Raw genomic sequence first — 23,441 nt, forward strand, 5'->3', positions numbered from 1 at the left:
GGGAGCACCTTTCGATGGCATCACCGCCCCGCACACCCGCCGGATCCCCGGCCTTCCTCTCCGCCCACGAACTGCGCGACCTGATCCGCGCCAAGGAACTGTCCGCCCTCCAGGCCACCGAAGCGGTCCTCGGCCGTCTGGAGGAGGTGAACCCCCGGCTCGACGCGGTGATCGCCGTACGGGCCCGGGGCGCGCTCGCCGACGCCCGGGCCGCGGACGCCGTGCCGCCGGAGGAACGGGGCCCGTTGCACGGGGTCCCGTTCACCGTCAAGGACGCCAACGAGTCGGCCGACCTGCCGACCGCCTACGGGTCGCGGCCCTTCACCGGCTACCGGCCCGGCTTCGACAGCGAGGCGGTGGCCCGGCTGCGGCGGGCCGGCGGCATCCTCGTCGGCAGCACCAACATGCCGGAGTTCGGACTGCGGATCACGACGGACAACCGGGCCTTCCCGCCCACCCGCAACCCGTGGAACACCGCGCACAGCCCGGCGGGTTCCAGCGGCGGCGCGGCCGCCGCCGTGGCCGCCGGCATCGGCCCGCTCGCCCTGGCCGCCGACGGCGCCGGTTCCGTGCGGGCCCCCGCGTCCGCCTGCGGCATCGTGGGGCTCAAACCCACCCGTGGCCGAATCCCGTGGGCGCCCGCCTCGCAGGAGCAGTGGGCGGGCTACGTCAGCAACGGTCCCCTCGCCCGTACGGTCGGCGACACGGCCCTGATGCTCGACGTCCTCGCGGGCCCGTCCGTCGGGGAACCGTACGGGCTGCCCGACCGCTCCGCCCCCTTCCTCACCCCCGGCGCCCGGCCCCCGCGGCGGCTGCGCGTGGCCCACACGTGCGTACCGCCGCACGGCACGGTCGTCCCCGCGGTGCGGGAGGTGTTCGAGCGGGCGGTTTCGGCCTTCGGCGAGCTGGACGTCGAGCTCGTCGAGGACGCACCCGACCTCGGCGGACTCCTGGACCCGCTGCTGACGGTCATCGCCGCGAACGTGGCCGCCATGGTCCGCGGCGTACCGCGCGGGGAGCTGGCCGAGCTGGAGCCGACGAGCCTCGACATCGCCCTGCGCGGCGAGCGGCTCGGCGCGGTCGACTACTGCGCCGCCCTGGCGGCCGCCCAGCGGCGGGCGGCCGAGGTACTGGGCTTCTGGACCCGGTACGACGTCCTGCTCACCCCCACGCTCACCGTGCTCCCGCCGGAGCTCGGGGCGGCCCCCGAGGGCACCGGGTTCGAGGAGCGGTGGCGCGAGTACGCCGACTGGCTGGCCTTCACCTACCCCTTCAACATCACCGGCCAGCCGGCGCTCTCGGTGCCCGCCGGGACGGCCGCGGGGGACCTGCCGGTCGGCATCCAGCTCGTCGGGGCGCCCGGCGCCGAGGACCGGCTGCTAGAGCTGGCCGCCGCCTTCGAACACGCCCGGCCGTGGGCGCACGCGCGACCCCGGCTCGGGTGACTCCTCGGACGGGTCGTTCCAGCCGGTCTCCCGCAGCAGGGCGATGCGGGAATTGACCCCGGTCTTCTGGAACAGCTTCTTCAGGTGGTAGTTGACGGTGTGGGGCGAGATCCCCAGCCGCCGGGCCATCTGCTTGTTGGTCAGCCCCTCGGCGACCAGCTGCACGATCCGGTTCTCCTGGCCGTTGAGGTCCGGCGGTCCGGCCGCCGCCGGCCGGATCGCCGGACGCGGGAGCTGCCGGCAGTCGGCCGCCTGGCGGCGCAGCGCCTGCCTGAGCGGGACCGGCACCGAGTCGACGAGGAGCCGCCACAGCAGCTCGTTGGGGAAGCGGACACGGGTGCTGCCGACCGCCAGCATGCCGGTGCTGATCATCCGGTCCAGGAGGAGCAGCAGGGCGGACGGCGGCACCTGGAGGATCGGCAGCAGGTCGTCGACCGTGCTCTCCCGGCCGAGGACGGCCGCCACCCGCAGCAGTTGGCGGTACTCGTCCGGGAAGTCCAGGAGCATCGACTGCAGGAGCATCCGCAGCCGGCGGGGGATGCGGTCCTCGACCAGCTGCGCCTCCTGGGCCCCCACCCGGAGCAACTGCTCCTCGCGCATCCCCTCCACCAGCTCCACCAGCAGCTTCGGGTGCCCGCCCGCGCTCCGCAGGACGCCGGCGAGCGGCGCGGAGGGCGGGACCCCCAGCAGGTCGGCGGCGACCTGGAGGGCGGCCGGGGCGCGGAGCGCGTCGAGACGGATCCGCTCGGTGTGCCCGGTGGGACAGAAGGCCAGCGGGTCGGTGACCCCCGGACCGGCGCCCCGGCGGCGCGCCACCAGCCGGACCAGCGCCCGGTCGTCGCAGGGGGCGTGCCGCCGGGGCGGCAGAGTCCCGCCCGGCCCCTCCGGCGGGAGGTGCGGGTCGTCCAGGACGATGAGGCGGGGGTGACCGGCCGGACCGCCATGCCCGGACCGGGGGCCCGTCACATAGCCGAGCCGTCGCGCCAGGGCCGCGCACTCGTCGAGGAAGCGGGTCCGGCCGGAGCCGGGCGGACCCTCGACCGTCACGAGGGCGCAGCCGCCCTCGGCGCCGAACTCCAGGGCCTGCCGCGCACGGGCCAGTTCCTCCTCGCGCCCGCGCAGCGGTAGGTGCGGCGGGGCGGGGGCGCGGGGCGTGACCCGCGTGACGGGCGGGGGCGCCAACTGCTCCGCGGTGGTTCCGGTCATCGGGCGGCGTCCTTTCCGGCGTGCTTGACGGGCCGCGGCGCGGGCGCCGGGACCGGCTCGGCGTCGAGCGGGAAACGGCTCAGCAGCGGGCCGGTCATCAGGGTGGTGACCAGGGCCATCACGACCATCGCGGTGAACAGCCGGCTGTCGAGCGCGCCCAGGCTCAACCCCACGTTCAGGACGATGAGTTCGGTCAGTCCGCGGGCGTTGAGCAGGATGCCCAGCACGGTGGACTCGCGGCCGCCGGAGCCGGAGAGCCGGGCGGCGCCCATGGCGCCGAGGAACTTTCCGGCGCACGCCACCGCGACCGCCGCGAGGACCATGACGAACCCTTGTGCGCCGAGACCGGCGAGGTCCACCGAGAGCCCGGTGACGGTGAAGAACACCGGGAGCAGCAGCAGACTCGTCTGGTCGATGCGCTCCGGCACCTCGGGGGCGGTCGCGTCGATGTGGCGGCGGGGTGCGACGGCCCCGAACAGGAAAGCGCCGAACACCGCGTGCAGACCGATCTCGTCGGTGGCCCACGCGCTGGCCAGCAGCCCTGAGCAGAGCACGACGTGCACGGTCGGCGCGTTGCCGGCCCACGGACGCTGCGGGGCCAGCAGCCAGGCCAGGGCCGGCCGCACCACGAAGATCAGCACGAGGCCGAAGGCCAGCGCGCCGCCGACGGTCCGGCCGAGCGACCACAGGCCGCTGACGCTGACGACGGTGACGACGGCGGCCAGCACGGTCCAGGCGATCACGTCCTGGATGGCGGCGCTGACCAGGGCCACCGCGCCCACCCGGTGCTTCTGCAGGCCCCGTTCGATGATGATCCTGGCCAGCACGGGAAAGGCCGTGATGGACATCGCGGCGCCGAGGAACAGCGCCGGGCCGAGTACCCCGTCGGTCTTCAGCTGGGACGTGTCGAGCCACGGGTGGAGCAGGACGGCGAGCGCGGCGCCCATGACGAACGGCAGCGCCACCGAGCCGAACGAGACCAGGGCGATGTGCCGTCCGACGCCCTTCACATGCGACAGACTCAGCTGATAGCCGACCCCGAACATGAAGAGCACCAGGCCCAGTTGGGCGAGGACTTCCAGATACGGGCGGGCCGCCGGGGGGAACAGCAGGCCGGGTATGTCGCCGGGCAGCAGGCCGAGCAGACTCGGCCCCAGGGCTATTCCGGCGACGATCTCGCCCATCACCGCGGGCTGGCGGACCCGTTTGGCCGCGGCGGAGAACAGGAACGCGGCGATCAATACCAGGGCCACGCCCGCCAGGACGATTCCGGTGACACCGGCGCTCTCTCCCGCGCTGAGGGCCGGACCGTGCAGGGCCGGACCGTGCGTCGACATGCTTGTCCTCTCTTCTTCTCGCGTAACAGGGGAAACGGAAGGCGGTCAGAGGCCCCGCGCCAGCGTCCTGCGGTCGACCTTGCCGCTGGAGGTGAGCGGCAGCGCGGGCAGGGGACGGACCGAGGAGGGGATCATGTGGTCGGGCAGCCGTGAGGACAGGCTCCGCCGGACCGCGGACGCCACCACCTCGGCACCGCGTGCCGGGACGCAGAACGCCACCAACTGCTTGACTCCGCCCGGCCCCTCCCGCACGACCACCGCCGCGTCGGCGATCTCCGGCAGGGTCCGCAGGTGCGCCTCGACCTCTCCGGTCTCCACCCGGTGACCCCGGATCTTCACCTGGTCGTCCAGCCGGCCGAGGAACTGCAGGGTGCCGTCCGGCCGGAGTTCGACCAGGTCGCCCGTACGGTAGATCCGGCCGCCGCCCGGGCCGGGCAGGGACACGAACCGCGCGGCGGTCGCCTCGGGCATCCCCAGGTAGCCCCGCGCGAGCACCGGTCCGCCGATGCACAGTTCCCCCGGTGTGCCGGGTTGCCGCGGGCGCAGCCGCTCGTCGAGGACGTACGCCTCGGCGCGGGCGATGGGCCGGCCGATGCTGGGCTGGTCGGGCCACCCGTCCGGATCGCCGCGGAGTTCGAGCGAGGTCACCACATGGGTCTCGGAAGGTCCGTACTGGTTGACCAGCACCGCCCCGTCCAGGCGCCGGAACAGGGCGCGCACGGCGGGTGTCACCTGGAGCTGTTCGCCGGCGGTGACGACCTCGCGGAGGTAGTCCGGCCACACGCCGACCGAGGAGGCGTGCGCGGCGATCGACTGGAGCGCGACGAAGGGCAGGAACAGGCGCCGTACCGAAGCGCTGTTCAGCAGGTCGATGAGCGCCTGCCAGCTGCGGCGGGTCGTGTCGTCGGCCACCACCAGGGTCCCGCCGGACGCCCAGGTGCTGAACATCTCCTGGAAGGAGACGTCGAAGCTGAGCGCGGAGAACTGGAGTGTCCGGTCCCCGGTGCCGCAGGCGGAGTGCGCGCACTGCCAGTCGATCAGGTTGGCGAGCGGGCCGTGGGGCATGGCCACGCCCTTGGGCGTGCCGCTGGACCCGGAGGTGTAGATGACGTACGCGAGGGTCTCCGGGCCGATCTCCGGCGCGGGCGACGGGGGCGCCTCCTCGACGGCGGACAGGGCGTCCTCCAGGAGGAGGGCACGGGTGCCGTCCGGCAGCGGGATGCGGTCCAGGAGGGCCTTCTCGGTCAGCAGGACCCGCGTACCGCTGTCACGCACCATGGCCGCGAGCCGCTCGTCGGGGTAGGCGGGGTCGAGCGGTACGTAGGCGCAGCCGGCCTTGAGCGTGCCGAGGACCGCGACGGTGATGGAGAAACCCCGCCCGAAGAACACCCCCACGGCCTGCCCGGCGACCCCCGCCAGCCGCAGCGCGTTGGCGAGCCGGTCCGCGTCGCGCCCCAGCTCCTCGTAGCCGAGGGACCGCTCACCCCACAGCACGGCGGGCCTGCGGGGATGGGTCCTGCGCCGTGCCTCGAACAGCTCGTGGGCGAGAGGGGGGTTGCCGGTGGAACGGACTGCCTCGTTCATGGGGGCTCCCAGGCCGGATCAGGTTCGGGACTGCGCCGGTTCGCTCATGACCGAAGCGATCGCCGCCGCGAGCGGTTCGGCCCCGGCCGCCTCCAGGTAGAGGTGGCCGCCGGGGAACGTGAGGGTGGAGAGCGGCTGCACGCTGTGCCACTGCCACGGGGCGGTGTGTTCGTCGCCGAAAGCGTCCTGCTCTCCGCGGCAGACGACGATGCGACTCTCGGTCACGGTCCGGGACATGGTGCGGACGAAGGAGTCGCAGACGCCGAAGTCGCACCGCAGCAGGGCCGCGGCACGGTCGGCGATGTGAGGGTGGCCCAGCAGCCGCTCGTCCAGCGCGTCGAACCGGGCGGCGCAGGCCAGCACCTCCGCGTCGGACGCGTCGTCGACGCCGTCGGGGAACAGCGGCGAGGCGAGCTGCGGGGCCAGGTTGGCGGAGGCGAAGAGGGTCTGGCAGCGCGGTCCGCCGCGCTGCTCCAGGGCCGCGGCCACGCCGAGCCCGAGGTAGGCGCCCATGCTGTGGCCGAAGACGGACACGTCCTCGTCGGGTCGTACCTCCGCGATGAGCAGGTCGGTCAGATCCTGGACAGCCTCCTCCGCGGTGCGCGGGGCGGGCTCCCGCCAGCGGCGGCCCCGGCCGGGCAGCTCGGCCACCAGGGGCCGGATGTCGTCGGGCAGCAGCTGGACCAGCCGGCGGAACACGGCCGCCGAGCCTCCGGCATGGTGGAACAGGGCGAGCACGGTCATCGGTGCGCCTTCCTGAAGGGTGGGGGGCGGAGCAGCGTGACCGGAAGGGGCGCGGGGGTGCGGGGCCCCGGCCGGGCGCGCGTGCGCGGCGCCGGCCGGGGCAGGGCCGCGGGGGCGGAGCGGGGGGCCGCCACGTCACCGCCGGGCGGGGGGCGCGGTGCGACGGGGTGTCGGGGCGGCGGACCGCCGCGCCCCTTACGGGCGCCGCCGGTCACGTGCTGCGGGACCGGCCCGCGGGCGGGCTCCCACGGCCCGCGCGGCCGGCCGCCGCCGGCACGGGCCCGCGGCGTCAGCCGCTGTACGCCTCGCGGAAATCCCACGGGGTGAACCGGTGGCCGCGGCGGTTCTGGTCGGTGAGCTTGTTGTGGCCGTACTCGTCCTTGCCCGCGACGAGCACGGAGGCGTAATTGTCCAGCGGAATGGTGCCGCCGTACTCGGACACGTCGCCGAGGTCCGGGTAGACCTCGACCTGGGTCGGCACGTACCGGGTGGCGAACCCCATGCGGTAGTCCTTCTTGCTGCCGGTGTGCGGCAGTGAACCGTGCATCAGGGTCGACCAGAAGATCACACACTCGCCGGGCTGCATGACCAGCGAGAACGCCTTGGACTCGTCGGGGCGCCAGTCGGGGTCCTTCTGGAGCTCGCGGTAGTCGTAGCCGAAGAAGCCGCGCCGGACGTTGTCCTTCTCCCGCTTGTTGATCGTGTCCGGGTTGTAGGACATGCCCAGGGACTCGTCGTAGTTCATCACCCGGTGCGTGCCCGGCATGAGCTGGAGGCAGCCGTTCTCGCGGGTGGAGTGGGTGAACGCGGTCCAGGCGGTGATCGTGCCGCCGAACGCGGGCGCGTTGTTCTGCGCGGGCCACCGGATCTGCGGGCGGCCGCTGGAGTGGGCGAACGTGGACGCCTGGTGCCAGTCGGTGCCCTCGTCGCCCTGGTACTTCGGGAAGAACTCGGTGCGCCAGCACAGCAGGTCCGGGCCGAGGATGGAGGCCACCCGCTCGACGATCGCCTGCTGCATGATGTGCTCGCTGAGCAGATCTATGTCGAGGTGCCGGTCGTAGTTGGAAAGGTTGGTCACCGCGCCCAGCGCGTCGTCCGGGTAGATGGCCCGTGAACGGTCCGGAACGGCTCGGCGTATCTGATCCCAGCGCTTCTCCATCTCTTCGGGTTCATACACCTTGATGGGGCCGATGAAGCCCTGCTCCTCGAACGTGGCGAGTTCTTCGGCGCTCAGTCGGAAATCAGCGGTGCGGTCATTCACGGCTACTCCAGTCTCTGGTCTGAATACTGGGTGAACGCATTACGCGGCAGGCTGTCCGGCTATCCGCTCGTACAGTTCTGCGATCGCGCTGCCGAGCGAGTCCTCGAACAGGATCTTCACGTCGAGCTCGTGTCCGAAGCGCTCCTGGACAAGGGTGTTGAGGTTCATGGCGAGGAGCGAGTGGCCGCCGAGATCCAGGAAGTTGTCCTCGGGGGACACATCAGGGTTCTCGACGAATTCACCCACCCAGTCGATGAGCAGCTTCTGAAGTTCGTGCACGCCCTCAGGAATGGAAACGGGCATTGCCGCCGTACTCCTCTCGTAGGGTCTCGTGCGGACCTCCGGCCACGATGGGAATCTTCTGCGAGCCGGAGAATGTCCGCACATATTGCACAGGGCCAGGCGAATGGGCATGGCTTGCTGCGTGCCTCACTCTATGGGCGCCGGTACGAGCGGGGTAATGCCGGATGCTTGGGGGGTATGCCGCGTGAACATATGCCGGGAAAATGCGCCACGAACATGGTGCGGGTTTCTGCCAGATGAGAGTTCCGCCCTCTCGGTCCGCGGCGCCGGAGCGAGGGCCGGTACGCCGCCGAGCGGAACCGGCGGAGGGCAGGCGTACAGGGCGGCCCCGCCACCGATGCGGTCTGCGCGCAGCCGGGGGCAGGACACGGAAGTGGGGCCCGCGGCTCGCCACAGGCCCCACGGCCCCCGAAGACGCAGCCGCCCCCTTCCCGACCCGCCGGTCAGCGGGACGGGGAAGGGGGCGGCGTCCTGCGTGGGTCAGATGTCGTCCTGCGTGGGTCAGATGTCCCGGAAGATCTCGATCTGCGCGCCCACCGAGTTGAGGCGCTCGGCCAGTTCCTCGTAACCGCGGTTGATCACATAGACGTTGCGGAGTACGGAGGTGCCTTCCGCCGCCATCATGGCCAGCAGCACCACCACGGCGGGCCGCAGGGCGGGCGGGCACATCATCTCGGCGGCGCGCCAGCGGGTCGGGCCCTCCACCAGGACCCGGTGGGGGTCGAGGAGTTGGAGGCGGCCGCCGAGGCGGTTCAGGTCGGTCAGGTAGATGGCGCGGTTGTCGTAGACCCAGTCGTGGATCAGCGTCTGGCCGTGCGCGGCGGCGGCGATGGCCGCGAAGAACGGCACGTTGTCGATGTTGAGGCCGGGGAACGGCATCGGGTGGATCTTGTCGATCGGGGCCTCCAGCTTGGAGGGCCGTACCGTCAGGTCCACCAGCCGGGTGCGCGCGTTGTCGGCGGCGTACTCGGGGGTGCGGTCGCAGTCGAGGCCCATCTCCTCCAGCACCGCGAGCTCGATCTCCAGGAACTCGATCGGCACCCGGCGGATGGTGAGTTCGGACTCGGTCACCACGGCGGCGGCCAGCAGGCTCATCGCCTCGACCGGGTCCTCGGACGGGGAGTAGTCCACGTCCACGTCGATCTGCGGAACCCCGTGCACGGTGAGCGTCGTCGAGCCGACCCCGTCGACCCGTACGCCCAGCGCCTCCAGGAAGAAGCACAGGTCCTGGACCATGTAGTTGGACGAGGCGTTGCGGATGACGGTCGTCCCGTCGTGGCGGGCGGCGGCCAGCAGGGCGTTCTCGGTCACCGTGTCGCCGCGCTCGGTCAGCACGATGGGCCGGTCCGGCGCGACGGAACGGTCGACCTGCGCGTGGTACAGCCCCTCCGTGGCGGCGATCTCCAGGCCGAACCGGCGGAGCGCGATCATGTGCGGCTCGATCGTGCGCGTACCGAGGTCGCAACCGCCCGCGTACGGGAGGGCGAACTGCTCGGAGCGGTGCAGCAGCGGGCCCAGGAACATGATGATCGAGCGCGTACGGCGCGCGGCGTCCGCGTCGATCGCCGCCAGGTCCAGCTGCGCGGGCGGCACGATCTCCAGGTCCACGCCCTCGTTGATCCAGCGGGTGCGCACGCCGATGGAGTTCAGCACCTCCAGGAGCCGGAACACCTCCTCGATCCGGGCCACCCGGCGCAGCACCGTACGCCCCTTGTTGAGGAGCGAGGCGCACAGCAGCGCGACACAGGCGTTCTTGCTGGTCTTCACGTCGATGGCCCCGGAGAGGCGGCGGCCGCCGACGACCCGCAGGTGCATGGGCCCGGCGTAACCGAGCGACACGATCTCGCTGTCGAGAGCTTCACCGATGCGGGCGATCATCTCAAGGCTGATGTTCTGATTGCCGCGCTCGATGCGGTTGACGGCGCTCTGGCTGGTACCGAGCGCCTCGGCGAGCTGCGTCTGTGTCCAGCCCCGATGCTGACGGGCGTCACGGATGAGCTTGCCGATGCGTACGAGGTAGTCGTCTGACATAACGGCAGGCTATCTCAGATATGAGATGACACTGCTGCGGGGGTGTGCCATTCGAGTGACGGACCGAGTGGCGGAGGGGGGGAGAAGCCGGGGGGACGGATCGAGTGACGGGCGCTCACCGGCCTCCGCACACCGGGTCTTCCGATCGTCCCCCGGACGACCGCACGGGGCGAGACCGGCGCGTCCGTACGGGTGGGGAGCAGGCGTGGTCCGTACGGCCGGGTGGCGAACCCGGTCCGTACGGCCGGCGAGGGGGGCAGGGCGGCGGACGCGCCGATTCCGGTCGCGGGCGGCGCGGCTCAGGGGCCGTCGAGGACCGCGGCCACCGCTTCGATCTCGACGAGCTGGTCGGAGTAGCCGAGCACGGTGACGCCCATCAGGGTGCTGGGCACGTCGTGCTCGCCGAACGAGTCCCGCACCACCCTCCAGGCGGTCACGAGGTCTTCCTGACGGGTCGAGGCGACCAGGACCCGCGTGCTGATGACGTCCTCGACCGACGCGCCCGCGTCGGCGAGCGCGGTCCGCAGGTTCTTCACCGCCTGCGCCGCCTGCCCGGCGTAGTCCCCGACGGCCACGGTCTCGCCGTGCTCGTCGAGCGGGCACGAACCGGCCAGGAAGATCAACCGGGCCTCGGCGGGCACCGTGGCCGCGTAGGCGTACTCGGCCACGTCGGAAAGGGTGCGGGAACGGATCAGCGAAACGGCGCTCTTACGGGTCATGGTGGGGTCGTCTCCTGGGTGCGGGGTCTGCTGCTGCGGGTGGGGGAGCGGGGTGATGTATGCCGTGCCCTGCACTGCGTGCCGCACTGTCCCCATCGCGGTCTCCGCAGCGTCGTGTTCACCGCGTCGTGTCCATAGCGGTGTGACCACCGAACCGCGTCGGCCTTGTTGCGGCGGGCTCGTCCACGGCGTCCGCGCGCCCTCACCCCTCCTCATCCTGTCAACGCGTTCCGGACGCCGCTCCTCCTTTTCCTGTGGCCCTGCGGCCCCGCGGTGCCGTGGGCGCCCGGAGCGAAAAACCGGGAGCCCGGTGCGGAGCCCGCCCTCTAGGATGGCCGGATGGCTTCGACAGGTGCGGTCAGGCAGGTACAGATCACCTTCGACTGCGCGTCACCGCAGCGCGTCGCGCGTTTCTGGTGCGAGGTATTGGGGTATGTCGTCCCGCCGCCGCCCGAGGGGTTCGCCACCTGGGAGGCGTACGAGCTGACCCGGCCGCCCGAGGAGCGGGACGCGGCCTTCGTCTGCCAGGACCCGAACGGGGTCGGGCCCCGGATGTACTTCCAGCGCGTACCCGAGGGCAAGGTCGTCAAGAACCGGGTCCACCTCTGCGTCCGGGTCGGTACCGGCCTCGTCGGCGCGGAGCGCCTCGCCGCGCTGGAGGCGGAGCGGGACCGGCTGATCCCGCTCGGCGCCGCATGCGAGCGTGTGTTGCTCGCCGACGAGGAGAACGAGTCCTGCATCGTGATGCGGGACGTCGAGGGCAACGAGTTCTGCCTCGACTGATACGGCCGGCATCGCGGAACTGCGGTGCTCCGGAAACCGCGGTTCTCCGGAAACGCGGTGCTCCGGGGCCGCCACCTCGACCGGCCAGCCGGAACGTCCCCCCCGGCCGCCTCCGGGGGGACGGCCGGGGCGCGTCCGGGCCCCGTAGCCCGCCCCGCCGTGCGCGTACCGTGCTTGTCCATGACCGATCCCCCTTCCACGTCCGAGATCACGGCCACCCTCGTGCGCGACCTGCTCCGGGAGCAGCATCCGGAGTTCGCGGGGCTGTCGGTCCGCGAGGTTCCGGGCGGCTGGGACAACCAGCAGTGGCGGCTCGGGGACAAGTTGGCCGTACGGATCCCGCGCTCGGAACGTGCCCCGGAGTTGCAGCGCAAGGAGTGCCGGTGGCTGCCCGTGCTGGCCCCCCGGCTGCCGCTTCCCGTCCCGCTCCCCGTGCGGATCGGGGAGCCGTCCGCGCGGTTCCCCAAGAGCTGGACGGTCATGACGTGGGTCCCCGGCGAGCCGTTGGACCGCTCCTCGATCAGCCGCGGCGACCATGCGGCCGACGCCCTGGCCGCGTTCCTGCGGGCCCTGCACGTGGAGGCGCCCGCCGGTGCGCCGACCGCCCCGGACCGGGGCGGCCACCCCTCGCGGTACACGGAGGGCTTCGACCACTTCTTCCAGGCCGTCGCTCCCCACGATGTCGCGGACGAGGTCCGCGCCGTCCAGGACGACGCGGTCGCGGCCGCCGCGTGGGGCGGCCCGCCGGTCTGGGTGCACGGCGATCTCCACCCCGCGAACGTCGTGGTCGCCGACGGGACCCTCGCGGGGATCATCGACTTCGGCGACCTCTGCGCCGGTGATCCGGCGTGGGACCTGGCGGCAGCCTGGGTCGTCCTCCCGGCCGGCGCCGCCCAGCGGTTCTTCGACGCGTACGCACGCGCCGACGAAGCGACGATCCGGCGTGCCCGCGGTCTGGCGGCCCTGAAGAGCCTCTTCCTCATGCTCATGGGATACAACGGCGACCAGGGGCTCCCCGGCGGCAAACCTGCCTGGGGACCCGCCGGGCGTGCGGCGCTCGACCGCGTGCTGCGTACGGCCGTGGTGTGAGGACGACCGTGGTGTGACCGGTTTGTGCACGCACGCCCGGTGGCGGCGAGCGGCGAGGCGGTGCTCAGGGGGTGGCGGGAAGCTGCCGCGCGAAACGGCGTACCGCGTCGGTGAAGGCGTCCGGAGCGTCGAAGTTCGCAAGGTGCCTCGCGCCGGGGACCAGTTCGACACGGGCGTGCTGATGCGCTCGAGCGAAGTCCGCCTCACCGGACCGGAAGACGGTGTCCCTCTCGCCGTTGAGGATCAGCGCGGGGGCTTCCACATGCCGCATCGAGCCCGCGTCGAAGCGGCCCAGGACCTCGCCCCAGGCGGTGGGCAGGGTGTGGAACGCGTAGCCGGCGCCGATGGTCGCCTCCACCACCTCGGGCGGGTAGAGCCGCCGCAGCAGCCGGTCGTTCCACCGCGTCAGCCGGTCCGCCGGGATCCGGCACACCAGCCCGGCGGCCCACCGGTAGGGCGCGGCCCACGGGCCGCGCGTGGAGGCGCTGGCGCCCGCGAGGACCAGCCCGCGCAACAGTTCCGGGCGGCGGCGGGCGAACTCCAGCGCTACATAACCGCCGAGCGAGTGCCCGATCACCACGGCAGGGCCGTGCCCCAGCGCGTCCACCGCGGAGGCTACGACCTCGACGGCGGCGGACATGCTCCAGGGCTCGGCCGACCGCTTCCCGTGCCCCGGCAGATCGACGGCTCCCACCGGGAACTCCTCGCGGAGCGCGGCGAGTTGCATGCTCCACTGCCCGGCGCTGAAACGTGTCCCGTGGACGAAGACCAGCGGCACGCCATCCGTCGTCGTCATCGGCCCCCCTGAGTGACGCCGTCCGCGACCGCCCGCGACCGGACCGAACCGTCCGGTACCGGACTCTACCCGCGGCTCTTCCTGCGGACTCCCTCGGCGTCGCTCGATCGTTCGGCGGAGCGGGAGCGCCGGTGGGCCGCCACGCGCTCGCGGGTCGCGCACCGGCGGGAGCAGTAGCGGCGCTCCGGGCCGCTGCCGCGGGCGACAGAAGACGTTCTCGCAGGCGGACGACGCGCAGATCCTGCCGGGCGGGCGTTGGCGATCCTGGACGAGGACGGTCAGGGCCATGCACGAGGAGGCGATGAGCCACTCGCCCCAAGGGGGTCACCGGCTTCGCGGTGGGCGCGGCGATCGCCGGTCCGGCGGCGGCCCGGTCCCCTCCCGGCGCCCTGATGCTCGCGGCGGGCGTGGCGGCCTGTGCGGTACCGGTGTTCTTCGCCTTCCGCGTCGACTGCCGAGCGGCCTGACCGCCGGGCCTGCCGCCGAGCGGCCCGGCCCCCGCGTCGACCGCCCACCGGCCCGACCGCCGCGCCTGCCGCCGAACGGCCCGGCCACCGCGTCGACCGCCGACCGGCCTGAGCACCGGGCCTGCCGCCGACCGGCCCGACCGCCGCCGCCGGGAACCGCACGGCCACCCGTGCGTACCGACCCGACCGTGCCCGGCGGCGGCCAGAGGAGACCGGGGTGACCTGGCGCAGTGAACGCCGAATCTTCTCGTCGAGGTCCGGGGGATCGGTCCGCCGTTCAGGCTTTCCGGCCACACGACCCATACGGCCACACGTCCTTTCCGGCCACACGTCCTTTACCGCCACCCGACCTCGCGGTTCACGGCCACACGACCTCGTCGTTTCGAACCGCCAAGGGCTCGTACCGGTCCGACTCGTAGAACCTGGTCCAGCCCAGGCGGACCTCACCGGTGGAGGAACGGTGCCGGTCATCGGCTTTGGCGGCCAGCCACCTGAGCAGTTCACCGGTGGAGGCGAACTCGTCGGGGTGGATCTCCTGCCGCACGGTCAGGGCCCATGTCCCGTGACGGGCTTCCTCGGGGTGCAGCAGCACCGAGACGAGTGCTCCGTCCACTTTCCACGCCTCGCCGTGCCGGCCGAGCAGGGGCACGGGACGGTTCTCCAGGACGGGTTCGCCGCAGTCGTCCTCCACGACGACCGGAAACGCGGTCACGAGGTGGAGAGTCTCCGGTTTGTCGCCCAGCCCGAGATGCCACCGAAGTTCTGCGATCTCTTCGTCCGACAGATCTTCCCGCAGGTTCAGGACGACGGAGAGCTCAAAAACGTCAGCCATGGCGGCAAGGTATCGCCCTGGCACGACACTCCCACCGGCGAAGGAGTCGCAGCGGCTCAGCGGCGGACGGCGTCGGGTCTTCGCCCCGCCTCCTCGCGCTTGGGAACGTCGACTCGCGGCACCGGACGAGCGCAGCGGCCGGCGGTCGGCGGCCTGCGTAGCGGCATGTCGCCGCCCCTCGGTCGCTTTCCCCCCCCGCAGGAGTCGGCGCCCGGTCTTCGGTGAGAACGCTCGGCGTTCATGGCGACAGCTCACGGGGGTACCTGGGCATGACCGGGAGGCGGCGATGTACTAGAGTTATCTCGACATCGAGATATCTGCCGAGGCGTACCACAGCCGCCGCCCAGTAAGGGTTACCTAACTAAGCCTTACCTTAGCGGATGGTCGGGGCCGCGAAGGCAACGCGGCGCCGACTGCCAGTGAGGCGCGGCGCGGAGATACGCGCACATTGAAGAAGGAGACTGTCGTGTCGGCGAACAGCTTCGACGCCCGCAGCACGCTGCGCGTGGGCGACGAGTCGTACGAGATCTTCAAGCTGGACAAGGTAGAGGGCTCCGCGCGCCTCCCGTACAGCCTGAAGGTCCTGCTGGAGAACCTGCTCCGCACCGAGGACGGCGCGAACATCACCGCCGACCACATCCGGGCCATCGGCGGCTGGGACTCCCAGGCCCAGCCCAGCCAGGAGATCCAGTTCACGCCGGCCCGCGTGATCATGCAGGACTTCACCGGCGTGCCCTGCGTCGTGGACCTCGCCACCATGCGCGAGGCCGTCAAGGTGCTCGGCGGCGACCCGGCGAAGATCAACCCGCTGGCCCCGGCCGAGCTGGTCATCGACCACTCCGTCATCGCCGACAAGTTCGGCACGAAGGAAGCCTTCGGCCAGAACGTCGAGCTGGAGTACGGCCGCAACAAGGAGCGCTACCAGTTCCTGCGCTGGGGCCAGACCGCCTTCGACGAGTTCAAGGTCGTCCCGCCGGGCACCGGCATCGTCCACCAGGTGAACATCGAGCACCTGGCGCGTACGGTCATGGTCCGCAACGGCCAGGCGTACCCCGACACCCTCGTCGGCACCGACTCGCACACCACCATGGTCAACGGCCTCGGCGTGCTGGGCTGGGGCGTCGGCGGCATCGAGGCCGAGGCCGCGATGCTCGGCCAGCCGGTCTCCATGCTCATCCCGCGCGTCGTCGGCTTCAAGCTGACCGGTGAGCTCCCGGCCGGCACCACCGCCACCGACCTCGTGCTGACCATCACCGAGATGCTCCGCAAGCACGGCGTCGTCGGCAAGTTCGTCGAGTTCTACGGCCAGGGCGTCGCCGCGACCTCCCTCGCCAACCGCGCCACCATCGGCAACATGTCGCCGGAGTTCGGCTCCACGGCCGCCATCTTCCCGATCGACGACGAGACGCTGAAGTACCTGCGTCTGACCGGCCGCGACGAGCAGCAGGTCGCCCTCGTCGAGGCGTACGCCAAGGAGCAGGGCCTCTGGCTCGACCCGAACGCCGAGCCGGACTTCTCCGAGAAGCTGGAGCTCGACCTCGCCACGGTCGTCCCCTCCATCGCCGGACCGAAGCGCCCGCAGGACCGCATCGTCCTCGCCAACGCCGCGCAGCAGTTCACCCAGGACGTCCGCAACTACGTCGCGGACGACATGGAGGCGAGCAAGGAGTCCTTCCCGGCCTCCGACGCCCCGGCCAACACGCCGAACGGCGCCCCGTCCAAGCCGGTCACGGTCACGGCCCCCGACGGCTCGACGTACGAGATCGACCACGGCGCTGTCACCGTCGCCGCGATCACCTCCTGCACCAACACCTCGAACCCCTACGTCATGGTCGCCGCCGCGCTCGTGGCGAAGAAGGCGGTCGAGAAGGGCCTGACCCGCAAGCCGTGGGTCAAGACCACGCTCGCGCCGGGCTCGAAGGTCGTCACCGACTACTTCGACAAGGCGGGCCTGACCCCGTACCTCGACAAGGTCGGCTTCAACCTCGTCGGCTACGGCTGCACCACCTGCATCGGCAACTCCGGCCCGCTGCCGGAGGAGGTCTCCAAGGCGGTCAACGACAACGACCTCGCGGTCACGTCGGTGCTCTCCGGCAACCGCAACTTCGAGGGCCGGATCAACCCCGACGTCAAGATGAACTACCTGGCGTCCCCGCCGCTGGTCGTCGCGTACGCCATCGCCGGCTCGATGAAGGTGGACATCACCAAGGACGCCCTCGGCGTCGACCAGGACGGCAAGCCGGTCCACCTGGCCGACATCTGGCCCTCCGAGGCCGAGGTCAACGACGTCGTGGCCAACGCCATCGGCGAGGACATGTTCAACAAGTCCTACCAGGACGTCTTCGCGGGCGACGCCCAGTGGCAGGCGCTGCCGATCCCGACCGGCAACACCTTCGAGTGGGACGCCGAGTCCACCTACGTCCGCAAGCCCCCGTACTTCGAGGGCATGGCGATGGACCCGGCCCCGGTCGAGGACATCACGGGCGCCCGCGTCCTGGCCAAGCTGGGCGACTCGGTCACCACCGACCACATCTCCCCGGCCGGCGCCATCAAGGCCGACACCCCGGCCGGCAAGTACCTCACGGAGCACGGCATCGAGCGCCGTGACTTCAACTCCTACGGGTCGCGCCGTGGCAACCACGAGGTCATGATCCGCGGCACGTTCGCCAACATCCGCCTGCGCAACCAGATCGCGCCGGGCACCGAGGGCGGCTACACCCGCGACTTCACCCAGGCGGACGGCCCGGTGTCGTTCATCTACGACGCCTCGCAGAACTACCAGGCCGCCGGCGTCCCGCTCGCGATCCTCGCGGGCAAGGAGTACGGCTCCGGCTCGTCCCGCGACTGGGCGGCCAAGGGCACCGCGCTCCTGGGCGTCAAGGCCGTCATCGCCGAGTCCTACGAGCGCATCCACCGCTCGAACCTCATCGGCATGGGCGTCCTCCCGCTCCAGTTCCCCGAGGGCCAGAACGCCGAGACCCTCGGTCTCACCGGCGAGGAGGCGTTCTCCTTCACCGGCGTCACCGAGCTGAACAACGGCACCACCCCCCGTACGGTCAAGGTCACCACCGACACCGGTGTGGAGTTCGACGCGGTCGTCCGCATCGACACCCCCGGCGAGGCCGACTACTACCGCAACGGCGGCATCCTGCAGTACGTGCTCCGCAGCCTGATCCGCAGCTAGTCGGACCGGAGGCAGAGTGGAGAAGGGCCGCACCCCGGAGCCTCCGGGGTGCGGCCCTTCCGCGTCCCATCGGTCCGCGGGACCGCCGTCCGCCGGACCGCCGTCCCGCGGACCGTCACAACGCGTGCCGCTCGACGTGGCCGATCCGGCACTTCGTGTCCGCCGCCACCTCGCCGGACCCCAGGGCCCGCACCTTCGCCGAACCGCCGGGAGCGACATCCTCGGTGGTCGCGATGCCGTCGGCCACCACGGCGCCGTCCCCGTCCACGAAGGTGATGGAGACGATGTAGGCCGCCGGGCTCCCGGTCCTGTTCACGATCTTCAGATCGGCGTGCGGCCAGCCGATCACGGAGTCGCGGGAGCACTTCGTGATCGTGACGTCTCCCTCGGCGGCCGGCTCCGGCGTGGACTCCACCGGCTCCTCTTCGTACGCCTCCCCTTCGTACGGTTCGGAGTACGACGTGTCCGACCGCTCCGACGGCAGCGCGACGAAGTCCTGCACCGCGGACACCGTCGAGTGGACGAGCGCCGCCACCACCCCCGCCACGACGAGCGCGCCCCCCACGGCCAGTGTCACGATCAGCCCCGTACGCTGCTGGTGCGGCGGCGTCGCGGGTGCGGCCCACGGTGATGGGCCCGCCGCCGGGAGCGTCCCCTCCGGGGCCCGGTGTTCTGGTTGCGGCTGTTCGGGCGGCGGCGGGAAGTTGTCGGACATGTGTCCCCCCTCGGGAAGTCGATCATATGAAGGGCTTACGGTACGTGGCCCCACCCGCACCACCGACCCCACCTGGACAGAAAGCGGACGGACCACCATGGGCGAGCTGATCCTCATCCGGCACGGCGAGACCGAATGGTCCCGCTCCGGACAGCACACGAGCTGGACCGACCTCCCCCTCACCGACGCCGGGGAGCGCCAGGCCCGCGCGCTCGTCCCGCTGCTGGCCGACCGGAACATCGGGCTCACCCTCGTCAGCCCGATGACCCGCGCCCGCCGCACCGCCGAACTGGCCGGACTGCACGCCCCGCGGGTCACCCCCGAACTGCGCGAATGGGACTACGGCGGCTACGAGGGCATCACCACCAAGGCGATCCGCCGCACGCGCCCCTTCTGGAACCTGTGGACCGACGGCGTCGACCCCGGCTCCGACGAGCATCCCGGTGAGAGCCCCGCCCAGATCGGACAGCGCGCCGACCAGGTGCTCGCGGGCGTGCGGTCGGCCGCCGAGGGGATCGGGGACGCGGACATCGCCCTCGTCGCGCACTCGCACTTCCTGCGCGTCCTCACCGCCCGCTACCTCGGGCTGACCCCGGCCGAGGGCCGCCTCTTCCAGCTCGCCACCGGTGCCCTCTCCCGCCTCGGCACCGAGCACGGCCGGCCCGTCGTCGCCGCGCTCAACGTCGCCCTGCCCGAGAGCCTCCGGCCCGAGTGAGCCCCGCCGTGCCCGTCCGCCGCTGACAGGCACGAACGCCGCCGACAGGCCCGAACGCCGACGGCCGGCACCCCTGACCTGCCTTCGGGGTGCCGGCCGCCGGTTTCAGCGCGTACGGATCAGGAGAGCAGCTCGACCTCCGCGAGCGTGGCCGGACCCGTCAGCACCAGCCGGTACCGCGCGTAAGTGCCCGGCTCACCCACGGAGAACACCCGTGTCTGCCGGTCCCAGGCGAACGACTGGCCCGAGCGGCGGTCGAGGTCCTTCCACGCCTTGCCGTCCGCCGACCCCTGGAGCGTCCACCCCGTCGGGGCCTTGTCCGCCGCCGCCGAGGTCAGCGTGTACTGGACGCCCTCCGTGGCGGAGGCCACCGGAAGCTCCACCGACTCGACCGTCGCCGAGGTGGCCGAGGTGTCGTCGAACAGCGCCCCGTCGCCCTTCAGCGCGTCGCCCTCGGGTGCCGGGACCTTGTCGTCCTTCTGCACCGAGACCGGGGCCGCGTCCGTGCCCGTGCCCCACGCCGAGGGCTTCGGGCCCATGGCGAACTCCAGCGTGCCGCCCTTGGCCAGCGCCTTGTGGGGGAGTGCCGTGGAGGTCCACTTCTTGCCGTTGACCTTCACGCCCTGCACGTAGATGTTCGTGTCGCTGTTCCTCGGGGCCTTCACGACCAGCTTGCGGCCGTTGTCCATGCGGACGGTCGCCTTCCTGAACAGCGGCGAGCCGATCGCGTACTCCCCGCTTCCCATCACCAGCGGGTAGAAGCCGAGCGAGGAGAAGAGGTACCAGGCCGACTGCTCGCCGTTGTCCTCGTCGCCGTGGATGCCCTGCCCGATCTCGCTGCCGACGTACAGCCGGCCCAGCACCTCGCGGACCTTCTCCTGCGTCCTGTACGGCTGCGAGGCCGCGTTGTACATGTACGTGGCGTGGTGGGCGACCTGGTTGCTGTGCCCGTACTGGCCCATCCGCACGTCACGCGCCTCGGTCATCTCGTGGATGACCCCGCCGTAGCTCCCGACGAACTCCGGGCCGGCCGTCTCCGGCGTCGAGAAGTACGTGTCCAGCTTCCTGCCCAGCCCCGCGCGGCCGCCGTACAGATTGGCCAGGCCCCGGCTGTCCTGCGGGGCGGTGAAGGCGTAGCCCCAGCCGTTGGTCTCGGTGTAGTCGTAGCCCCAGACGCGCGGGTCGTACTGGCCGGAGGGCAGCCGCCAGTCGCCGTTCGGCTTCCTGCCCTGGAAGAACCCGGCCTTGCCGTCGAAGAGTTTGACGTACTTCTGCGCCCGGTTCAGGAAGTACGCGGACTCCTCCTTGTACCGCTCCTTCTTCGTCTTCCGGTACAGCTCCTGGCCCATGCGGGCGATGCCGTAGTCGTTGACGTACCCCTCCAGGGACCACGACAGGCCCTCGTGGGTGGCGGTGTTCGCGTAGCCGGTGAAGACCGAGGTGTCCAGGCCCTTGCGGCCCACGCCGGAGGCGGGCGGGGCGACGGTGGCGTTCTTGAGCGCCGCGTCGTAGGCCGCCTCGGCGTCGAACTTCACGCCCTTGACGTACGCGTCGGCGAAGGCCACGTCCGTGCTGGTGCCGGTCATCAGGTCGGCGTAGCCGGGGGAGGACCAGCGCGAGGTCCAGCCGCCGTCCTTGTAGTGCTGCACGAATCCGTCCACCAGCTTGCCGGCCTTCTTCGGGGAGAAGAAGGAGTAGGCGGGCCAGGTGGTGCGGTAGGTGTCCCAGAAGCCGTTGTTGACGTACACCTCGCCGTCGACGATCTTCGCGCCGGTCCGCGTCGGGGTGTTCTCGCCGGTCGCCTTGGAGAAGGGGCTGGCGTACCGGTTCCTCCCGTCCACCTTCTCGTGGCCGGAGTTCGGGTAGAGGTACAGGCGGTAGAGGCTGGAGTAGAGCGTCGTCAGCTGGTCCGCGTTCGCGCCCTCGACCTCGACCGTCCGCAGGACGTCGTCCCAGGCGCTCTGCGCCGTACGCCGGACACGGTCGAAGGAGGCGGACTCCGGGATCTCCATGGCCAGGTTCTTCTTCGCCTGGTCGACGCCGATCAGCGAGGTGGCGAGCCGCAGCTCGACCGTGCGGTCCTTGCCCGCGTCGAAACGGAAGAACCCGGTGACGTCGTCGCCCCCGCCGCCCTTCAGCCTGCCGCTGTCGGTGACCGGCGCGTCGAAGACGCCGTACACGAACATCCGTGTCGCGCCGGTGGACAGGCCGCTCCTGACGTCCGTGTAACCGGAGAAGGAGCGGGTCCCGGGGTCGAGGGTGATGCCGCCGGCGTTCGAGACGTTGTCGAAGATCAGGCTGGCGTCCTTGCCCGGATAGGTGAACCGCATCCGGGCCGCGTGGTCGGCGGGCGTCATCTCGGCCTTGAGGCCGTTCTCGAACGTGACGCCGTAGTAGTGCGGTTTCGCCGTCTCGTTCTCGTGCCGGAACGGCAGCGCGCGGGCGGTCCGGGACGCGTCCGGGGTGCCGCTCACGGCCGAGGGCATCACCTGGAACGTCTGCCGGTCGCCCATCCACGGGCTCGGCTGATGGCTGGCGCCGAACGCCTGGAGGGTGGGGAGGTTGTCCGCGTTGTTGCCGCGGTGGTATTCGTACAGCCAGCTCAGCGAACCGGCGTTGGTCACCGGCGTCCAGAAGTTGAAGCCGTGCGGGACCGCCGTGGCCGGGATGTTGTTGCCGCGCGAGAAGCTGCCGGAGGAGTGGGTGCCGCGGGTGGTCAGCGCGTAGTCCGACAGATGGGCCTTGCGCTTCTCGGGCTTCTTCGGGGCGATCGAGATGTCGTCGATCCAGCCCTGGAACTTCGCCGGGCCCTTGGGGGAGTCGTAGGCCACCAGGACGCGGTCGACCGTCCGGCCCGCCGCGACCGTGCCGATGCGGGCGGAGACCTTGTTCCACTGGTTGACGTAGAGGCGCTTGGCGTCCGCCTGGCCCTGGGGGGTCAGCAGCCCGCCGTGGCTGTCGGTGGCCTTCAGCTCGCTCAGATAGGTGCCGTCGGTGAAGGCGAGGTCCACCGCGACGTGGGTGGCCGGGTAGTTCAGATCCGTCTCGCCCATCTGCGGGTGGACGAGGTAGGACAGCTCGGTGTCCTCGGTGACGGCCGTGTTCACGTCGAAGATCTTGTTGTACGAGTACGCACGTCCGTCCGGCGTGTGGGTACCCGCGTACCGCAGTGCCTTCTTTCCGGTGAATCCCACGCCCGACTTGGCGGTGGGGGAGCCGGAGGGGCCGCGGTCGGGCCGGCTGCGCATCTCCTCGGGCACCGGGGCGGAGGTGTCACCGTTCGAGAACTGAACGTCGGCGAGCTGGAGAATGTCCGCCGCACCGTTGTTCTTCGTGATCTCCAGCCGGAAGTGCCGGTAGGCGGTGCCGTTCGAGAAGTCGTATGTCTTCGTCTCGTGGCGCTTGGCGAAGGTCTCGCCGGTGCGGCTGTCGAGGTCCGTCCACTCCTTGCCGTCCGCCGAGCCCTTCAGCGTCCAGTCCCGCGGATCGCGTTCGGCGTGGTCGTTGGCCGAAGTGAGGGCGTACGTCACGACCTTGACCGGTTCGTCCAGGTCGAACTCGACCCAGCCGGTCCGGGCGAACGCCAGCCACTTGGAGCCCGGCTCGACGTCGACCAGGTTCTCCTTGACCTCGCCGCCCGCGGAGTTCTCGGCGCTCGCGCGGACCTCCGTCACCCGGTCGGTGACGTTGCCGGGTATGCCGGAGGCGAAGCCCCCGTCGACGCCCGAGGAGCGCGGCTTGCCGTCGGGCCCCTCCTCGACGGTGTCGCGCCAGTCCGGCTGCCGCTCGTCCGCCTCGAAGGAGGTCGTGAACGTCCGGTCGCCGACCGGCTTGCGGTCCGGTGCGGAGGGCTGGGCGGTGGCGACCGCGGGGGCGATCACCACCAGCGCGAGGGACGCCGCCAGCGCGGCTGCTGTGGGGGTCCGTCTCCGGCGGGGGGCCGGGCGGGGGACCGTGTGAGGGGCCATGTCGGCGCCGTGGTTGAGGCCGCTGGGTGGCTGCATGCCGAGCCGTTCCTCCCCGGAAAAATGCATGGACAACGTTGTCAAAGCGGGATGCAAGGTCCAGTAGGGAGCCACGTGGCAGGACGTGTCAAGGGTGGTGCCGCGCACCCCCTCGCCGAATCGGCCGGAATGGGGAAAAAGTCGCCGCCGGGCGAGGGCGTGGGGTGCCGAGGTGTCCGTGAGGTCTCAACTCGGGAAAGACTGGCGGCCAAACCTGCTTTCGATC

Annotated in this window: 17 protein-coding genes and 1 pseudogene; 5 read left to right on the plus strand and 13 right to left on the minus strand. The window is 71.5% G+C overall.

The window, feature by feature from the left end:
- Positions 1–14 precede the first annotated feature (14 nt).
- Entirely contained in the window at positions 15–1,445 is a 1,431-nt protein-coding gene (locus QFZ71_RS25095) for an amidase (protein ID WP_307670421.1), read from the plus strand.
- Here QFZ71_RS25095 and QFZ71_RS25100 read toward each other — a convergent pair.
- From QFZ71_RS25100 to QFZ71_RS25135, 8 genes are all read right to left on the minus strand, one after another.
- Positions 1,380–2,651, minus strand: a complete 1,272-nt coding sequence (locus QFZ71_RS25100) for a LuxR family transcriptional regulator (RefSeq protein WP_307670422.1) — start codon at positions 2,649–2,651, stop codon at positions 1,380–1,382. The two genes, QFZ71_RS25095 and QFZ71_RS25100, sit on opposite strands and share 66 nt — an antisense overlap.
- Positions 2,648–3,988 carry a cation:proton antiporter gene (locus QFZ71_RS25105; RefSeq protein ID WP_307670423.1) on the minus strand — a complete coding sequence of 447 codons (1,341 nt, stop codon included), beginning with the start codon at positions 3,986–3,988 and terminating at the stop codon, positions 2,648–2,650. Before QFZ71_RS25105 ends, QFZ71_RS25100 begins: the two co-directional genes overlap by 4 nt.
- A gap of 45 nt (positions 3,989–4,033) precedes the next feature.
- Positions 4,034–5,572, minus strand: coding sequence for an amino acid adenylation domain-containing protein (locus QFZ71_RS25110; protein ID WP_307670424.1), 1,539 nt, complete (start codon positions 5,570–5,572; stop codon positions 4,034–4,036).
- A gap of 18 nt (positions 5,573–5,590) precedes the next feature.
- Positions 5,591–6,316, minus strand: coding sequence for a thioesterase II family protein (locus QFZ71_RS25115; protein WP_307670425.1), 726 nt, complete (start codon positions 6,314–6,316; stop codon positions 5,591–5,593).
- A 289-nt stretch (positions 6,317–6,605) separates the two neighbouring features.
- A complete protein-coding gene (locus QFZ71_RS25120; protein WP_307670426.1) occupies positions 6,606–7,577 on the minus strand; it encodes a chlorinating enzyme in 972 nt (323 codons plus the stop codon).
- A gap of 39 nt (positions 7,578–7,616) precedes the next feature.
- Complete coding sequence (locus tag QFZ71_RS25125) at positions 7,617–7,880, minus strand: acyl carrier protein (RefSeq protein ID WP_307670427.1); 264 nt, start codon at positions 7,878–7,880, stop codon at positions 7,617–7,619.
- Between the two features lie 501 nt (positions 7,881–8,381).
- Entirely contained in the window at positions 8,382–9,911 is a 1,530-nt protein-coding gene (locus tag QFZ71_RS25130) for a UDP-N-acetylglucosamine 1-carboxyvinyltransferase (RefSeq protein ID WP_307670428.1), read from the minus strand.
- Between the two features lie 299 nt (positions 9,912–10,210).
- Complete coding sequence (locus QFZ71_RS25135) at positions 10,211–10,630, minus strand: RidA family protein (RefSeq protein ID WP_307670429.1); 420 nt, start codon at positions 10,628–10,630, stop codon at positions 10,211–10,213.
- 339 nt (positions 10,631–10,969) lie between these two features.
- On the opposite strand from QFZ71_RS25135, the gene QFZ71_RS25140 reads away from it, so the two are divergent.
- Both QFZ71_RS25140 and QFZ71_RS25145 read left to right on the plus strand, forming a co-directional pair.
- The gene (locus QFZ71_RS25140) at positions 10,970–11,413 is read left to right on the plus strand and encodes a VOC family protein (protein ID WP_307670430.1); all 444 of its coding nucleotides are present in this window, start codon (positions 10,970–10,972) and stop codon (positions 11,411–11,413) included.
- A gap of 180 nt (positions 11,414–11,593) precedes the next feature.
- Positions 11,594–12,502: an aminoglycoside phosphotransferase family protein gene (locus QFZ71_RS25145; protein WP_307670431.1), complete on the plus strand. Its 909-nt coding sequence runs from the start codon at positions 11,594–11,596 to the stop codon at positions 12,500–12,502.
- A 64-nt stretch (positions 12,503–12,566) separates the two neighbouring features.
- On the opposite strand, the gene QFZ71_RS25150 is transcribed toward QFZ71_RS25145, so the two are convergent.
- The 3 genes and pseudogenes from QFZ71_RS25150 to QFZ71_RS25160 form a co-directional block, all read right to left on the minus strand.
- Positions 12,567–13,298 carry an alpha/beta fold hydrolase gene (locus QFZ71_RS25150; RefSeq protein ID WP_307670432.1) on the minus strand — a complete coding sequence of 244 codons (732 nt, stop codon included), beginning with the start codon at positions 13,296–13,298 and terminating at the stop codon, positions 12,567–12,569.
- Positions 13,299–13,363: 65 nt separating this feature from the next.
- A pseudogene (locus QFZ71_RS25155) lies at positions 13,364–13,619 on the minus strand (CGNR zinc finger domain-containing protein); the annotation flags it as partial.
- A gap of 504 nt (positions 13,620–14,123) precedes the next feature.
- On the minus strand, positions 14,124–14,597 hold the full coding sequence (locus QFZ71_RS25160) for a hypothetical protein (RefSeq protein WP_307670433.1): 474 nt from the start codon (positions 14,595–14,597) through the stop codon (positions 14,124–14,126).
- A 466-nt stretch (positions 14,598–15,063) separates the two neighbouring features.
- Here QFZ71_RS25160 and acnA point away from each other — a divergent pair, with 466 nt between their 5' ends.
- On the plus strand, positions 15,064–17,781 hold the full coding sequence (gene acnA / locus QFZ71_RS25165) for an aconitate hydratase AcnA (RefSeq protein WP_307670434.1): 2,718 nt from the start codon (positions 15,064–15,066) through the stop codon (positions 17,779–17,781).
- A gap of 115 nt (positions 17,782–17,896) precedes the next feature.
- On the opposite strand, the gene QFZ71_RS25170 is transcribed toward acnA, so the two are convergent.
- Entirely contained in the window at positions 17,897–18,496 is a 600-nt protein-coding gene (locus QFZ71_RS25170; protein ID WP_307670435.1) for an FxLYD domain-containing protein, read from the minus strand.
- A 97-nt stretch (positions 18,497–18,593) separates the two neighbouring features.
- On the opposite strand from QFZ71_RS25170, the gene QFZ71_RS25175 reads away from it, so the two are divergent.
- Entirely contained in the window at positions 18,594–19,211 is a 618-nt protein-coding gene (locus QFZ71_RS25175) for a histidine phosphatase family protein (protein ID WP_307670436.1), read from the plus strand.
- A gap of 119 nt (positions 19,212–19,330) precedes the next feature.
- Here QFZ71_RS25175 and QFZ71_RS25180 read toward each other — a convergent pair whose 3' ends face one another.
- On the minus strand, positions 19,331–23,215 hold the full coding sequence (locus tag QFZ71_RS25180; RefSeq protein ID WP_307670437.1) for a GH92 family glycosyl hydrolase: 3,885 nt from the start codon (positions 23,213–23,215) through the stop codon (positions 19,331–19,333).
- Positions 23,216–23,441 lie beyond the last annotated feature (226 nt).

Origin of the sequence: Streptomyces sp. V2I9, from assembly GCF_030817475.1 — a bacterium.
GTDB lineage: Bacteria > Actinomycetota > Actinomycetes > Streptomycetales > Streptomycetaceae > Streptomyces.